This window comes from Mycoplasma enhydrae, assembly GCF_017116825.1.
GTDB lineage: Bacteria > Bacillota_I > Bacilli_A > Mycoplasmatales > Metamycoplasmataceae > Metamycoplasma > Metamycoplasma enhydrae.
This window is the reverse complement of the sequence record NZ_JAFIRD010000003.1, coordinates 38,073-54,716: the sequence shown is the minus strand read 5'-3', so window position 1 is coordinate 54,716 and position 16,644 is coordinate 38,073. Positions and strand designations below refer to the sequence as shown.

Genomic DNA, 16,644 nt, shown 5'->3' with positions numbered 1-16,644 from the left:
TAGCGATTATATATTTTTAAATATATTGCTATTTAAATTCAAAAATTTTAATATAATTTTAACCATGAATAAAAAAATAAGAATTAGTCCAGCTTTAAAATGAGCTTTTAGTATTTTTATAATTTTTGCTATGCTTATTTCTTTAATTTTTGGTTCAATATTTTATTTAGGGCCAAATATTAAAAAAAGTAATATTGTAAATAACCAGATTGTGGGCTCAAAAGTAACCCTTAGAATCGATGAGGATAAAAATTTAGTTAGTCCAAAGGAAAAATTACAACCAAGTCAAATAGCAAATATAGTTAAAAATTATCTACAAGAAAAAAATGATAAGCTAACATCAAACTTTGATGTTGGTTTGTTATCTAGTGATTTATTAGAAGTGAAGAGTTTATTAGCTACAAATGATAAACTGCAACAAGAATTAATTTCTTCACTTACTAAAAAACCATATTTAACAATAACAGACCATAAAGGTCAACCCCTATTTTATAAAGGTCAATATCAAGGCCAAGGTGCTACAAGTCATGGACTAGATGAATTAATTGCTGAAGGTGCTCAAAACTTCAACATGGATTTAGATGCAAATCCTGCAATATCAAAAATTCCGCAAGGTTATGCAGACAGAATCCAAATTAAATTAAATGATTATGCTTGAGATCAATTTACAAGATTAGCTTTTGATTATTGATTAAAAAGTTTTCAACAAGGTCAAGGTGGTCCAACTCTTTCACAAAACAAAATTTATTTTTGATTAAATATTGATGAATTCATACATAATGCTCAAACCAATGACAAAGAAGGTTGAGAAAAAGCAGGAAAAAATCCTGTTAAATATGCTTATGTAAATAACAATCCTGATGTTGAAGAAAAAAAGGATAAAAAAGGTAATGTTATTAGCTCGATTGATCCTATTTTAAAAAATTCAATAACTGCACAAAAATATTTAATATCAGCAACTTCACCAATCTCTTTAATTTCTTCGCAAAAAAGAGACTCAGTGTTTTATTTAATTAATAATAGTCCAAATGGATATTCTAATAGTCAATTAGCTTCTTTAATTAACTTTTCATATACACCGTTTACATTGACTAAACAATTTTCTTATTATGAACTAAAACCAGTTTACAAATTTGATTCATTTGTCTTAGCAATAGTTATTTTATATACCACATTAGCACTATATCTAATAATTAAACATAGAATGATGGGTGCTATTTCATCAATTGCCATGGCATTTCTATTATTTGTATTCTTATCAATAATTACTGCCTTTGGATTAGCAATAAACTCATTAGTTGTTATTTCAATTATGTTAATCATGTTTGTGGCATTTAACATCATTGCTAAAAAACTTCAAATCTTTAGTAAAGAAATGTTAGAAGGCGCAAATCCTAACAAAGCAATTAATAGAGCTACCAAAAAAACTTTTATCTCTGGTTTAGATGTAGTTGCAATTATGGGTCTTGGTGCAATAATTACTTATTATCTAAATGTAAACCATTCTTCAACCATAGGTGCACTAGTTGGAATAGGTGTATTATTAATAGGTTTAATATTAATAGGTTTAAACACCATTGTTTTAAGAGCTTTGATACAAACTGAATCTTTTGATAAAAAAACGAATTGACTTTTAACTAAAAAAGTTCCTAAGTGCAAACTCTTAGCAAAAATTGAAGTTTTATTTAAAGCTAAATATTTTATTATTCCTGTAATTGTATTTTTAGTTGTGGGAATAATTGTATATGGTTCTTTTGCTATTAAAGAAAATCACGGTTTTGCTGGTTTAAATGTTAATTCAGAAATTTACAATAATCACATATATTCAATTGGTATTAATCTTAAAAATGAATCTAACTTAGAAACACATCAAAAAATATTACTTGATTTAAACAGTTATATAACTTCAAACCACCCTGAAGCATTAGTTAAATTAACCTTAAATAGTGAAAAAGGTTTTAATGAAATTATTGTTAATTCTAAAGTTAATTTAAATGATTTTATGGATACTAATTTAGTTGGTTACTTTAATTCTAAAGGTTACACCGATGTTGAACTAGTTAGAAGTGCAAATGTTTTAGGAGCAACTAACATAGGATATGCAATTGGTTGAAACACTTTATTACTAGTGCTTATTACGATAAGTAGTATTATTTATTTATCATTTAGATATTCATTTCAAGCAGCATTTATATTCTTTATTAAACAAATTTTACTAATTGGCATTTTACTTGCTTCATTTGCAATATTTAGAACCAAAATGAATGTTCAGGCTTATGATTCACTAGTATTAATTTCATTTATTAATATTTTTGATTCTGCAATTAATGCATCTAGAATTAAAGCGGAAACTAAAAAGGATTTAAATACAAAAAATTACATATACACACCAGAACAAGTTCATACTATTTTTAAGGTATTATTAACAGATACATTACCAATTCAAAGAATTAATATGTTAATAGCAATCGGCTTCATGATTTCTGCACCATTCTTGTTGGTAACAATATCATTTAGTGCAATCATGGCAATTGGTGTAGGTTTCATTGCATTGTGATATTTAAATTTATTCATAATGCCAAAAATATGAGAATCATTAACCAATTTAAAATATGCTAATAAGCTAAAAAGAATTCAAAATGATTTTTGAAATACAGAAAAAATTCAAGAACAAACATTTATTGGTATAAATGATTTTTCAATATAAATATAAAAATATTAAATTAAATTATGGAGGTAAAAGATGTTTAGTAGGCTAAAAGGTACAAAAGATATTTACAATAATGAAGCAAAAATTATCGATTTCATTCATAAATCTTTTGAAAAAGTTTCATGAAGATATAACTATAAGCATCTTGAAACTCCGATTATTGAAGATTATAATTTGTTTGTTAGAGCTACAGGTGAAACAAGCGATATTGTAACTAAAGAAATGTACGTTTTTAAAGATAATGGAAATCGTACTATTGCTTTGAGACCAGAAGGAACAGCTGCAGTCATTAGAGCTTATATCGAAAACAAAATTAATAATTTAGAAAATGCAAAATTATACTATTTTGGTCCCATGTTTAGATATGAAAGACCTCAAAAAGGTAGATATAGACAATTTATTCAAGGTGGAATTGAATTAATTGAACCTAAAAGTGTTTTGAGTAATTTTGAGATTATAAAATTGGCATATGATTTCTTACAAGAAATAAAAGTTGAAGACTTTGTACTAGAAATCAACAATTTAGGTAATTTTGAAACTAGAAATAACTACGTTAATAGTTTGAAAAAATATTTTTTGGAATATAAATCACAATTAAGTGAAACATCACAAATCAGACTTGAAAAAAATGTTTTGAGAATTTTAGACGATAAAGATGAAATTGAAAAAGATTTTGTAAAAAATGCTCCAAAACTAGTGGATTTTTTAAGTCAAAAAGAAAAAGATGATTATAAACAACTGTTGCAATTATTAGATAAAAACCAAATTAAATATGTTGAAAATCCTTATCTAGTTAGAGGATTAGATTATTATACTGATATAGTATTTGAATTTGTATCAACTTCAAAAGCTTTAGGATCAAAGTCGACCATTCTTGGTGGTGGAAGATATGATGGCATGATTAAGTCATTTGGAGGACCTGATATTGGTTCAATAGGTTTTGCTTTTGGCGTTGATAGACTTGTTGAAATCATTAATTATAATTTGGACAAATACGATAATTTAAAAGATAATCTAGAAATTTTAGCTGGTTATTTGAATGAAGATGAAAAAGATGAAATTATTAAAATAGTCTATGACTTGCGTAAAGAATTTAGTGTTGAATTTCAGAATTTTAAAATAAATATAAAACAACTTTTTAAGCTTAATTTTAAGCACAATCCTAAGATATTATTATTTAAGGAATTGAATTCAAAACCTAATTACATAAAACTAAAATCTAAGAATAAAGAACTTGAATTTGAATATACTGGTTTAGAAAGCTTTAAACAAAAAATAAAGGAAGTATTATAATGAAGCAAAATTATTGTTCTAAACTAAATATTAATAATATTGGTCAAGAAGTTGAATTATTTGGCTGAATTGCTAATAAAAGAAAATTTAAAGGCCAAATGTTTATTGATTTGAGAGATTCAAGTGGAATTGTACAATTGGTTTTTCAAAATATAGTCGATCCTTTATTAACCAAAGAAAGTTGTATAAAAGTTAAAGGTTTGGTTCAAAAAAGACTTGAAGCTAATAGAGAATTAGAGTCAGGAGAAATTGAAATCTTAGTTGAAGAATATGAAATTTTAAATTCTTCAAAACAAATTCCTTTTGATATTAATGACAACCGTGACAATTCAGCTAATGAGGACTTGCGACTGGAATATAGATTTTTAGATATCAGAAATGCTAAAGTTCTACATAATTTGAAACTAAGACATAAACTTTTATTATTAATTAGAAACTTTTTTGATAAAGAAAATTTTATTGAAGTTGAAACACCAATTTTAGCTAAATCAACACCTGAAGGAGCAAGAGATTATTTAGTTCCAACAAGACGAAAAGGTAAGTTTTTTGCCCTACCACAATCGCCTCAATTATTTAAACAATTATTAATGGCAGGAGGACTTGAAAAATACTTTCAATTAGCTAGAGTTTTTAGAGATGAAGATCTAAGAAAAGATAGACAGCCCGAATTTACACAATTGGATATTGAGATGTCTTTTGCTAATCAAGAAGATATATTCAAAATATGTGAAGATATGTGAGTATATGTTTTAAATGAATTAGGTTATAAAATTGAAAACAACTTTCCTCGCATGGATTTTGATTATGCAATGAAACACTATGGAAATGACAAGCCAGATACGCGTTATGAATATTTAATTGAAGATTATTCAGCTGAATTTAGTTCAAAGTTCAAAAAGAAATATGTTAAAGCAATTATATTTGATCGTGATGTAACTGAACACATCAAAATAATTAATGAAACATTTAAGAAAAATAATGGAGATTTCTTTGAAATTTTAGACTTAAGTTTTCCTAAATGTGATTTTAGTAATCATCTATCAAGTATTTGTAAATCAAAAACTTCAAAATTTGGTCTTGTATCAGCTTCTGATGATGAAGAAGATGCTTTAAAATCATTAGGTGCAATTAGAACATTATTAAATGAAATTTATAATTTGGCCGATCCTAATAAATTAAATTTTATTTGAATTGTAAATTGACCTATGTTTGAATATGATAAAGAAAACCAAACTTATGCACCAGCACACCACCCATTTACACAATTTGAAGAAAATACACTTAAATATCTAGATTCAAAAGAATACTCAAAAGTTAAGGCTAAATCTTATGACCTTGTTTTAAATGGCTTTGAATTAGGATCTGGCTCAATTAGAATTTATGATTTAAAAACACAAAGAAAAATGTTTGATATACTAAATATGTCAGAAAAGGAGCAAAATTCAAGATTTGGATTTTTCCTAAAATCATTTGAATATGGTCTTCCTCCACATTGTGGCATAGCATTTGGAATTGAAAGAGTTTTAATGATATTAACAAAATCTTCTTCAATTCGAGATGTTATTGCGTTTCCAAAAAATGCAAAAGGTGTAGATTTATTAACTTCAGCGCCTTCAGAAGTAACTAAAGAACAATTATTTGAATACGGATTAGAAATTAAAAAACAAGGAGATAAAAATGAGTAGTGCCGGTTTATGAGTATTAGTATCTATAACAATATTTATTTCTTTAGCAATTGTGGGTATTTCATTTATGATGGCTCCAGATTCAAATAGTTTTAGTGGTGCCTTAGTTGGAAGCAATGACCTTGATTTATTTAAAGTATCAAAAGAACGTGGAATTAAAAAGGTTTTAAAATGATCTATGATTTCTTTGGGAGTGTTGTTATTTGTATTTGCAATTGTATTAAGAGTGCTTATACAAAGAGGCTAACAAATGAAATTTCAAAATAATAAAAGAAAAAGTTTAGACTCTGAAAGCGTTTTGAAGTTTATTCAAAATCACAAATCAGGTCTAAATTTTTTACAAATTGCCAAAAAATTACAAATACATCATTCACAAAATTATGAGCTATCAACACTTCTAAAAATTCTTGTTCAAGAAAATAAAATTGATATAAATAAAGAAGATAAATACTTCCCTCTTTATTTTCTTAGTGAATTAGAAACAAGAATTTCGATTACTAATAAACGCCTAGGTTTTATTGATTTTGAAGACCAAAGAAATAATGAACTTAAATCAGCAATATTGTTTCCATTTCAAATCAAAAATATATTAGATGGTGATTTAGTGATAGCACAAATTTTTGCATATTATAATGAAGAAAATCAAGAATTATATCGAGCTAAAATTGTTAAATTAATAGAACACAAAATTAAAACAATTACTGGTTCTTGAATAAAGAATGAATATTCTAAATATAATTTTGTAGCTTCGAATGAAAAATCCTCAGCTAGGGTGGAAATTTTAAATTGAATGCAAATTCCTAAGAATATAACTGAAGATCAAATTATTAAATTAAAAGTTTTAGAACCAAATGATAAAGCAGTAATAGCTAAGTATGAAGATATATTAACAACAAAAAGTGATTTTGAATATCCATTTAAAAAAATATTAGCCGAAAATGAAATTGACACTTCATTCAACCAAGAAACTCTAGTTGAAGCATTTGAATTGCCTAAAAAAGTTAGTGCGACAGAGATTAGCAATAGACGTGATTTAAGAAATATATTAACAGTTACTATTGATGGTCTTGATACAAAAGATTTTGATGATGCAATTTCTTGTTTTAAATTACCAAATGGTAATACAAAACTATTTATTCACATAGCTGATGTTTCGTATTATGTTCCTGAAGATAGTGCAATTGATAAAGAAGCGCTAAAAAGAGGAACAAGTATCTATCTACCAGACAAAGTTATTCCGATGTTGCCAACTGAACTATCAAATGGAATTTGTTCACTAAATCCTAATGTAGATAGAAATACCATTACTTTGGAATTAGAAATAAATCCTATAGGTCAAAATGTTAAACAAGAATTGTATGAAAGTGTTATTAATTCAGATTATCGACTTAATTACAAGGAAGTTAATGAATTTTATGATAAAAAAATATCATTGAAACCTGAAATTGAAAGTATGCTAAACATAGCTAGGGATATATCTAAACTTATTAGAAAAAATAAAATTGCTGAAGGATATGTGAATTTTGATATTAAAGAACCAAAAATTGTAATGGAAAATGGCTTTGTAAAAGACATTATCATTCGCGAAGAAGGCGAAAGTGAAAATATGATTGAAGATTTCATGGTTAGAGCAAATGAAACAGTGGCTTCCATGATGACAGAAAACAAAATTCCTTCAATTTATAGAATTCATGATAAACCATCTTCAGAGAAATTACTTGAATTACAAGAATTAATCAATTTTTCGGGTTTAAAACATATAAAAGTTCCTTATGATGGTGAGCCATTAAGTTTTGCTAAAATGGTAAATGAAATATCAAATAATACCTCTAGTGAATATATGAAAAATGCCTTTTTAAGAACAATGCAAAAGGCAATTTATTCTTCTGATAACATAGGACATTTTGGATTGGCTTCTGAACATTATTCTCATTTTACCTCGCCAATAAGAAGATATCCCGATTTGTTATTACACCGTATAATTAAGAAATATTTATTTAATAAAACTAAAGCTCAATTTAACATTAATGATTTTAGTGAGCTTAAATCTAAAATTTCAAGCATAGCAGCGTTAAATTCAGAATCTGAAAAAATAGCTATGACTATTGAAAGAGATATTGTAGATATAAGAAAAGCCGAATTCTTTAATAATTTAATTAATAAAGAATTTATTGCAACTTTAGTTTCGATTGAGAAATTTGGTATATTCTTTAATATTAATGAATATCAAACTAGTGTTTTAATTAGATTTGAAGACTTAAATGATTATGTACTAAAAGTATCTAATTTTGAAGCTAAGGGCCAACATTTAAATTTTAAAGTCGGTGATAATCGCAGAATTAAAATTGTAAGCATCGAACGTGAAAAAGGTAATATTAACGCTCAATTGTGTTAGTATTTCTTTTTTTATATCTTATAATTTAACTTATGTCAAAGTTAATAGTTAAAAATAAATTTGCCAAATCTGATTATGAAATTCACAGCACATATGAAGCCGGCATTTCATTACTAGGATGAGAGGTTAAGAGTTTAAGAGCAAAAAACGTAAAATTGGATAACGCTTTTTGTTCAATTAGTACTAAAAATGAACTTTGGCTAAATAATGCTCACATATCTCAGTATATGTTAGTAAAAGGTGATTTAGACCGTTCTCGAAAACTTTTAATGCACAAAAATGAAATTTTAAGAATGAAAAACACTTGTGATCGTTTATCGTTGATAATTATTCCGATTTCTTTGTATTGAATTAATAACAATATAAAGATTGAAATAGCCTTAGCTAAAAAGTTAAGGAAATATGACAAACGTGAAAAAATTAAACAAGAAGACTTGAAAAGAAATTTGAAGACATTATATTAATACAAACGGGGGTGTAATGGCTTCGACAGGCACTCGAATGCTTTTGTAGCAGTGGTTTTGTAGACCATAATACTTTCTAGGCTTTTTAAATGCAAACTTAGAAAACAAAAAACAAGAAGAATTCATGATGACAAATGTTATGATGAATCACTCAAACCCAGTTTACGCTTAATTTGTAATTGGTCAAACCCTTGATTAGCCCGGTTGAGGAATGTTTGTTGGAGGGCTTTGATTTAGTGACTTTTTAGTTTATAGCTAAATGACAAAGCAAACTAAAACTTGTTATGATTTTTGTTTATTTTAAAGTAGCAAGTTAATCAAAAATAAACTAAACTGTAGAATCAAATTCACTAGAGTGTGTGGACCGGGGTTCGATTCCCCGCATCTCCACCAAATGATAAATCGCCAAATTGGTACTTAGAAAGTGCCAATATTTTTATTTTTAGCAAATCGAAATAAGAACCAAATAATTTTTTAATTCGTTAATTAATCATTGAATAAGGTCAGATTAAATCTTTATATAATTGTTTTTTTAAAAAACAATCTTATTTTCTAAGAAAAACGGACAATTAACTTATAATTTATTTAATAAGTTTCAAATTAGTAATAATGGAGGCAATTTGTGGCAGTCAGATTAATAGTTAACCACCCCGATGGTTGAGCAGTAAAAAACCCAAAAGGTAAGAAAGCAATTAGAATTTTTAAAACTCAAAAAGAAGCAATAGATTATGCTAGATCACTAAAAGATACAACAGGCACCAATGTACAAAGCAGAAAAGGTGCATTTAGAAAAGCATAATTTAAATGTATAAGATTTTAGATGGAAAAAAGACTTCTGAAAAGCTAAAAAATAGGATTAGAGATGAACTTAAAAAATTGGCATTAAATAATATGCCAATTTTGGGCATTCTACAAGTTGGTGATTTGGAAGAATCTAATATTTATATTAAGCATAAACTAAAAGCAGCACATGAACTAGGTATAAGCACAGAGTTTATAAAATTATCTAAACGTTCAACTCAAGTCGAAATTATTGAAGCTATTCAAAAACTTAATGAAATAACAACAGGTTTTATAGTCCAATTACCTATGGACGCATCAAATAAAATTGATGTTGATGAAATACTTAATAAAATTCCTCAAATTAAAGACATAGATGGTTTAAATGATGCAAATCAATCATCTAATTACATCTCTCAAATTGAATCATTTCTTCCTGCTACAGACTTAGGCATATTACTTTTATTAAAAGAATATAATATTGAATTTAAAAATAAAACTATAGGAATAGTTGGTCAAAGCAAAATAGTAGGCAGGCCTTTAGCTAATTACTTTGAGCAATTAGGATTAATTGTTAATAGATATGATAAAAATACACCAAAAAACAATATGACTAATAATGATATAGTTATAGTTGCAACAGGCACTAGAAATTGTTTAAAAGACATTAATTTAAAAAACAATGTAATTTTAGTAGATGTCGGAATTCATCGAATAAATAATGATATTGTTGGTGATGTTGATATTAATAATATTAAAACACCTATTTCATATTTAAGTCCTGTACCTGGGGGAGTTGGCCCAATGACTATTATTGGACTAATACTAAATTTAATTAAGTCATATGACATTCAAAATAACAAGAATCTATATGAAAATATCTTAAAAAACTACAAAAAACAGTTTTAAAAAATTTGCTATTTATGATGGCAAATTATTTTATTACTTTTTATGATTTTAAAAGAAATTTTGCCAAAAATTGATTAAATTATTTTAGTTGTTTTTTTGTACAAAAAATAGTACTTTATAACTTAAAGTTTAGTAAAATAATTTAAATAAATTTTAAATTAAGAAGGAGTAATATGATAATTGGCATAAGCGGCATGATAGCTGCCGGCAAAAGTTCGCTATCTAAAAAATTAAATGATTCATACCCAAACTCATTAATCTTGCATGAGTTTGATGAAAATGATGAAGTTTTTAATACTTTTTTAAAATGACTTTATGAAAAGAAACCTAATTTAACAATAGGTTTTCAAAGCTTTATAATTGAAAACCATAGCGCAAAATTTGATGAAATATATAAAGAATTACTTAAAAAAACAGATCACAATAGACACTTATTTTTAGATCGTTTTTCAATTGAACACTATATATTTGCTAAACTGATATTAAAAGAAAAAGAACCTAAATATTTAGAAGCATATGATGCTTTATTTTCTAAACTTATAACAAAAAAAGAATTACCTGATTTAGTAATCTTTTTGGATATAAATTTTGACACATTCAAAAAGAGAATTTTTGAAAGAGGAAGAAAAAGCGAAATTGAAAACTGAGATTTAAATTACAACTACTTTAAAAATTTACATGAAAATTATTTTAAACTTTTTAAAGAGTTGGCAGAAACTTACAATTTAAATTTCAAAATATTAGACACCAACGATTTAAACGAAGAAGAAGTTTATAATAGAGTAGTTCAAATAATTGATGAAGAGGAAAATAAATGCAAAACCAAAAAATAGATAACCGAATTGAAAAAGTTTTATTTTCCAAAGAAGAATTAGAAAATAAGATACATGAATTAAGCCAATGAGTTAATGAAGAATACAAGCATTCCAATAACTTAATAATTGTCGGATTATTAAAAGGTTGTCTTCCTTTTTATGCTCAACTAATTAAAAGCATTGATATTGATTTTGTTAGTGATTTTATGATTACAAGTTCATATGAGGGAACTGATAAATCTTCCGGAAATGTCAAAATAATTTTAGATTTAGTTAACAATATTGAAGATAGAGATGTTTTAATTGTTGAAGATATAATTGACACAGCTAGAACGATGACAAAAGTAGTATCAATTCTAAAATCTCGAAACCCTAAGAGTTTAAAAGTTTTATCACTTTTAAATAAACCTAGCGGTAGAATAGTTAAATTTGAGCCAGACAATTTTGGGTTTTTAGTTAATAAAGATGACTTTGTTGTAGGCTTTGGCTTTGATTGAGAAGAAAAAATGCGCCAATTACCATATATTGGAACAATCAAAAGAAACATGATTAAAAAATCGGAATAATGATTTCCCGATTTTTTGTTATTTAAATTATGGTAGATTGAAGTATCATGAAACACTTTGTTCTTTTTCTACAAAAGGTTTTGTATGAGAGTTAATGTTAATTCTAAGATCATAATTTAATTTAAAATAAACTCTATTTGATTCTATAGATTCAATTGTAATGTTTTTAAAATAAGCATATAAGTTTACAATTTCGAATTCTGATCTAGCTCCAGGTCCCTTTAGTTGTGTATTGTTTTGTATTGCATTTTCAACAGTTTCTCCACCTAGATTTAGTGTTAGTATTGAACTTTTTTGATATTCTAATTTATTATGAGGATGAACACCAACGGTTCTTAGAAATTGTTTTTCATATCCAAACATTAAATTTGTTCCCACTCAATTTTTATCTAATGTAAAACCTTGTCCTGGATTCTTCTTATATTCTGCCTTTATTTTTTCAAAAAAGTTTTTGGCATTATTCTCGTTTTGATTAAAATTTAATTGAAATTCATCTACAATTTTTTCATCTAATTTTTTAAAACCTAAAAATTCAAAAGTACGATATTTTGATAGGTGAGTTTTTCCATCAATTGTGACCTTTAGGTTGAAAGTAAGTTCAATTTTTCCTAAGTTATCATCAATTTTGAATCAATTTTCTTGAGTTACAAACTCAATGGCTCTTGAACCATTATCTCAATAATCTTGTTTTTTATTAACAACAAAATCAGAAGCAATTTGATCTAGAATTCTGTTCCTGTATAGATAAGAAGAAGCATATTTATCTTGCTTGTTTTCAATGTCTTTTTCTTCAATTTCATTATCGATTATGTAGTTCAAAATTTCTTGTACTTCAATTTTACTTTTTAATATTTCTTTAGCTATACCATCAATTTTTTTAACGACAACTTCTTCTGCTTGAGCAGCACTAGTTTTCTTTTTATATCTTGTTTCAATTTCGAAATTAACTTTTTCTTTTTTATTATTTGTAAAAGTAATTGCTTTTGTTACAACATAATTATTTGGATATTTCTTAGTTAAATCTAAAATATTAACATTTTGATTTGTTTCATCTTTAGTAATTAATTTTAAGTATTCAGATAAATTATTGTTTTCAATATCAGATATTTGTTTTTTTTCTTTAATTAGTTTGTCACGATATATTTCTACATTTATAAGACTAATATCAAATGATTCAATCTTTTTAAAACCAAAAATAGATACTAAACCTGTGTTTATTTTGTTGCCTTCAATTTCTAAATCAAATTTTAATTTTAAATTACCATTACTTTCATCATATTGTTCAAAAACAACATTAGATACTTTAATATTTCCAGAAGTTTTATTGTTTTTTAGTATCTCTAAAGCTTCTGAAACTGTCATTTTATTGTTAATGTTATAAAATGATCCTAGTGCAGAGTATTTATCAAAATTTAATCCATTTACTTCTGCTGGAGTGTCTTTTCATTCACCTAAATTTTTAATCTCAAATAAAAATTCTTTTTCAATTTCTTCAGATTCAATTTTTGGAGTGCCCGGTTTTATTATCTTATATTTCAAAACAATAACTGTGCTAGATTTTTTAGTAATAGTAGCTTTTAGTTTATATGGATGCTCTAGTGTGTATTTGTAATTTGAAATACTTAAAGCATCATCTATTCCGAATTTTTTATCTAATGTAATGCTTAGATTTCTAGCAATTCTATTAATTTTTTCTTGCTCTGTTTCAGTGTGTGGATTAACAAAATTAGAAAACTCTTTTTTATAAGGGTTTGATGAAATGTTGTCTTTTATTGATTTTATTGTATAAGTTAATTCAACTTTATCAGTACCTTTTTTTACAATGTTAGCTTCCAATTTGTATTCTTTAGCAAGTGTAAAAGTATATTTGTTAATATCTAAAGCTTCTTCAATTGTATATTTAGTCGAATCAATATTTATATCAAGATTTTTAGCTAATTCGTTTAATTCTTGTTTAATTTGCTCTTCTGTTTTTGTATTTGGAACTTCATCGTTTTTACATTTTGCTGAAATAGCTGCAATTGCAGGAACTAGCAATGCGCTTGAACTTAAAATCAGCATAGTTTTTTTGTTTTTGTTCATATATAACCTCTTGTTGTTTGATATAAGGTAATTTTAACACAAATTTAGGTTTTTGAAAAACTTAAACTTTTTAGTTGTTTACACAAACTTATTAATACATTAATAAAAAGCACAATTTTTCCCTCAAATTGTTTTCCAGTTTAAACTATATTTTTATCTTTTTAATATAATATAACAATATGATTGAAATAAAGAAGTTATGTTATAAATACCCTGGCGCACCTAAGCTAGCATTAGACAATATTAATCTAACGATAAATGAAGGCCAATATGTAGCAATACTAGGTCACAATGGTTCGGGAAAAAGTACTTTTTCAAAATTATTAGCTGCTATTTATAAGGCAAGCAGTGGAAAAATACTTATTGATGGAATTGAAATTAATTCTGAAAATCTAAAAGAAATTAGAAGAAAAATAGGAATTGTATATCAAAATCCTGACAACCAATTTATTGGTTCAACCGTTGAAGATGATATTGCTTTTGGTCTTGAAAATAAAAACATGTCTCATGAAAAAATGGAAGAAATTATTAAAAACTATGCTAATGAAGTTGGCATGGGCGATTTTTTAGACCATGAACCTCAGAATTTATCAGGTGGCCAAAAACAAAGAGTTGCCATAGCGTCAACCTTGGCACTAGATCCTAAAATAATAATTTTTGACGAAATAACTTCAATGTTAGACCCTAAAGGAAGAAATGATATTTATAAAATTATTCATGATTTGCATGCTAAAACAAAAAAAACATTAATTTCAATCACTCATGATATGGATGAAGCATTATTGGCAGATAAATTGATTGTTTTTTCAGGAGGTAAAGTAATAGCTCAAGGAAAACCAATTGAAATTTTAAATAATAAAGAAATTATTGAAATAGCTAAAATAGATTCGCCTTTCATTTATAAACTAAGTCAATTAATAAATGGCGTTGAGCCCACTTACGATGGTAAAGAATTATTGGAGAAATTATGCAAATTAAAGTAGATAAAATAACTAAGGAATACAATAAAAAATTACCAACTTATATAAAAGTTCTAGATGAAGTAAGTGTTGAATTAAAAGAAGGCGAAGCTATTTCAATAATTGGACCTACTGGTTCAGGTAAAACAACTTTAATTGAACATTTTAATGCATTATTAATTCCAGATGCTGGCCAAATTAATTTTTATGATGTTCCAAAAGATAAAAAACGTTCAAGACCATCCAAACCAGATAGAAAAAAATACGAATCAGAGGAATTATATAAACAAGATTTTCAAGATTATTTAACAAAATTATCTGAATGAAAATCAACCCCTAAAAAAGAAAGAATAGAAATTGTATATACAGACATAAATGTTAAAAAAACAAAGTCTAAGATAAAAAATATAAAATCATTAAGAAAACAAGTAGGTGTTGTCTTTCAGTTCGCAGAATATCAATTATTTGAATCAACAATTGAAAAAGATATTATTTTTGGTCCTGTATCTATGGGTGTTAAAAAACAAAAAGCTAAAGCTTTGGCTGCTAAATACTTAGAATTAGTTAATTTACCCTTAGATTATTTACAAAGAAGTCCCTTTAATCTTTCTGGAGGTCAAAAAAGAAGAGTTGCACTAGCAGGAATTTTAGCCATGGAACCAAAATTCTTGGTTTTAGATGAACCTACAGCCGGGCTAGATCCTCAGGGTGTAGAAGATATGTTGCAACTGTTTTATAACTTATATAAAAATGGAACAACAATAATTATTGTTACTCATGACTTAGATAATGCCTTAAGATGAACAAATAGAACAATATTTGTAAAACAGGGCAAAATTATTAGAGATGGCAATACTTATGATATCTTGAATGATAATAAATTCTTAATTGAGAACAATTTAATTCCTACCAAACTGCTTTCTTATGTAGAAGAGCTAAAACAAAAAGGTTTTAATATTGGAAAAGTAACAAATATTAATGAACTAGCAAATGAAATTAATAAACAAATAAGATCTAAAAAAGGAGCAAAATAATGAATAAGTCAATTATTGGTAAGTACTTAAACATTGATACTCCAATTCATAAATTAGATCCTCGTCTAAAATTTTTAGGCAACATTTTATTTATTGTTTTATTTTTTCTAGCTGAACATTATTTAACCTTAGGAGTTTTAGTAATTTTAAGTATGGTAATATATATTTTGGCAACAAAATCAGTTAAATCTGTATTTAAAAAACTAAAGTTACCATTATACATTGCATTATTTTTATTAATTATTAACATGTTTACAGTCAAAGGTGCTGTTATGTTTAATGATGTTGATAAATATATTCCCCTTTCTTCAGAAGTTAATGCTGATGCATATGTTATTTATCGAGGAAAACTAATTGTTAATGTTACATATTTGGCCCCTAAAAATGATGTAAAATCAATTTTCCAATTAAATTTGTTTACAATTCATCGCTCAGTTACCATCTTTTTAAGAATATACGGAGTTATTCTAATAACTACATCTCTAACAGTTTCAACAAAACCTGTGCTATTAACTAGAGCAATTAATGATTTGTTATATCCCTTGAAATTAATTAAAATTCCAACAGAAATAATAACTATGATTATTTCAATTGCTTTAAGATTTATTCCAACATTACTAGATGAAGCGGGAAGAATTATGAAAGCTCAATCTAGTCGTGGAATAGATTTTAAAAATGGAAGTTTTAAAGATAAAACAAAATCTTTTATAGTTTTAATGATTCCATTGTTTGTTTCATCATTTAATAAAGCAAATGATCTAGCGGATGCTATGACTTCAAGAGGATATGAACCATATTCAAAAAGAACACATTATCGTGTTTTAAGACCGAACTGAAGAGATATTATTACAACTATCATACTTGTAGGTCTAACATCAATGATTATAGTTACTAAGATTGACCAAGTTTATTTACCTTCTTGATGATTATTAACATTCCAAAGAGTTTAGAA

14 protein-coding genes and 1 other RNA gene are annotated in these 16,644 nt (G+C 26.2%); 14 read left to right on the top strand and 1 reads right to left on the bottom strand.

The window, feature by feature from the left end:
• Positions 1-64: 64 nt before the first annotated feature.
• The 11 genes from secDF to hpt all read left to right on the top strand — a co-directional run bounded on the left by secDF (position 65) and on the right by hpt (position 11,617).
• The gene (gene secDF / locus JXZ91_RS01705) at positions 65-2,707 is read left to right on the top strand and encodes a protein translocase subunit SecDF (RefSeq protein ID WP_205851295.1); all 2,643 of its coding nucleotides are present in this window, start codon (positions 65-67) and stop codon (positions 2,705-2,707) included.
• 36 nt (positions 2,708-2,743) lie between these two features.
• Entirely contained in the window at positions 2,744-4,003 is a 1,260-nt protein-coding gene (gene hisS / locus JXZ91_RS01700) for a histidine--tRNA ligase (protein WP_205851294.1), read from the top strand.
• Positions 4,003-5,688 (top strand): aspartate--tRNA ligase, encoded by a 1,686-nt coding sequence (gene aspS / locus JXZ91_RS01695; RefSeq protein WP_205851293.1) that lies wholly within the window; start codon positions 4,003-4,005, stop codon positions 5,686-5,688. The genes hisS and aspS overlap by 1 nt, the downstream gene beginning before the upstream one ends.
• A complete protein-coding gene (gene secG / locus JXZ91_RS01690) occupies positions 5,681-5,935 on the top strand; it encodes a preprotein translocase subunit SecG (protein ID WP_205851292.1) in 255 nt (84 codons plus the stop codon). The genes aspS and secG overlap by 8 nt, the downstream gene beginning before the upstream one ends.
• 3 nt (positions 5,936-5,938) lie before the next feature.
• On the top strand, positions 5,939-8,083 hold the full coding sequence (rnr, locus tag JXZ91_RS01685) for a ribonuclease R (protein WP_205851291.1): 2,145 nt from the start codon (positions 5,939-5,941) through the stop codon (positions 8,081-8,083).
• A gap of 32 nt (positions 8,084-8,115) precedes the next feature.
• Positions 8,116-8,547 (top strand): SsrA-binding protein SmpB, encoded by a 432-nt coding sequence (smpB, locus tag JXZ91_RS01680; RefSeq protein ID WP_205851290.1) that lies wholly within the window; start codon positions 8,116-8,118, stop codon positions 8,545-8,547.
• Positions 8,548-8,554: 7 nt separating this feature from the next.
• Positions 8,555-8,940, top strand: a transfer-messenger RNA (tmRNA) gene (ssrA, locus tag JXZ91_RS01675).
• Between the two features lie 229 nt (positions 8,941-9,169).
• The gene (locus JXZ91_RS01670; protein WP_205851289.1) at positions 9,170-9,346 is read left to right on the top strand and encodes a DUF2188 domain-containing protein; all 177 of its coding nucleotides are present in this window, start codon (positions 9,170-9,172) and stop codon (positions 9,344-9,346) included.
• A 5-nt stretch (positions 9,347-9,351) separates the two neighbouring features.
• Positions 9,352-10,236, top strand: a complete 885-nt coding sequence (locus tag JXZ91_RS01665) for a bifunctional 5,10-methylenetetrahydrofolate dehydrogenase/5,10-methenyltetrahydrofolate cyclohydrolase (RefSeq protein WP_205851288.1) — start codon at positions 9,352-9,354, stop codon at positions 10,234-10,236.
• Between the two features lie 173 nt (positions 10,237-10,409).
• Entirely contained in the window at positions 10,410-11,069 is a 660-nt protein-coding gene (locus JXZ91_RS01660) for a deoxynucleoside kinase (protein WP_205851287.1), read from the top strand.
• Positions 11,051-11,617 carry a hypoxanthine phosphoribosyltransferase gene (gene hpt, locus JXZ91_RS01655; RefSeq protein WP_205851286.1) on the top strand — a complete coding sequence of 189 codons (567 nt, stop codon included), beginning with the start codon at positions 11,051-11,053 and terminating at the stop codon, positions 11,615-11,617. The genes JXZ91_RS01660 and hpt overlap by 19 nt, the downstream gene beginning before the upstream one ends.
• A gap of 27 nt (positions 11,618-11,644) precedes the next feature.
• On the opposite strand, the gene JXZ91_RS01650 is transcribed toward hpt, so the two are convergent.
• Positions 11,645-13,699, bottom strand: coding sequence for a hypothetical protein (locus tag JXZ91_RS01650; RefSeq protein WP_205851285.1), 2,055 nt, complete (start codon positions 13,697-13,699; stop codon positions 11,645-11,647).
• Between the two features lie 179 nt (positions 13,700-13,878).
• Here JXZ91_RS01650 and JXZ91_RS01645 point away from each other — a divergent pair, with 179 nt between their 5' ends.
• Genes JXZ91_RS01645 through JXZ91_RS01635 form a run of 3 tightly spaced genes read left to right on the top strand, consistent with a single transcriptional unit; the run spans position 13,879 to position 16,642 of the window.
• The gene (locus JXZ91_RS01645) at positions 13,879-14,682 is read left to right on the top strand and encodes an energy-coupling factor transporter ATPase (protein ID WP_205851284.1); all 804 of its coding nucleotides are present in this window, start codon (positions 13,879-13,881) and stop codon (positions 14,680-14,682) included.
• On the top strand, positions 14,667-15,692 hold the full coding sequence (locus JXZ91_RS01640) for an ATP-binding cassette domain-containing protein (protein WP_205851283.1): 1,026 nt from the start codon (positions 14,667-14,669) through the stop codon (positions 15,690-15,692). Before JXZ91_RS01645 ends, JXZ91_RS01640 begins: the two co-directional genes overlap by 16 nt.
• Positions 15,692-16,642: an energy-coupling factor transporter transmembrane component T family protein gene (locus tag JXZ91_RS01635; protein WP_205851282.1), complete on the top strand. Its 951-nt coding sequence runs from the start codon at positions 15,692-15,694 to the stop codon at positions 16,640-16,642. The genes JXZ91_RS01640 and JXZ91_RS01635 overlap by 1 nt, the downstream gene beginning before the upstream one ends.
• The last annotated feature ends 2 nt before the right edge of the window (positions 16,643-16,644 follow it).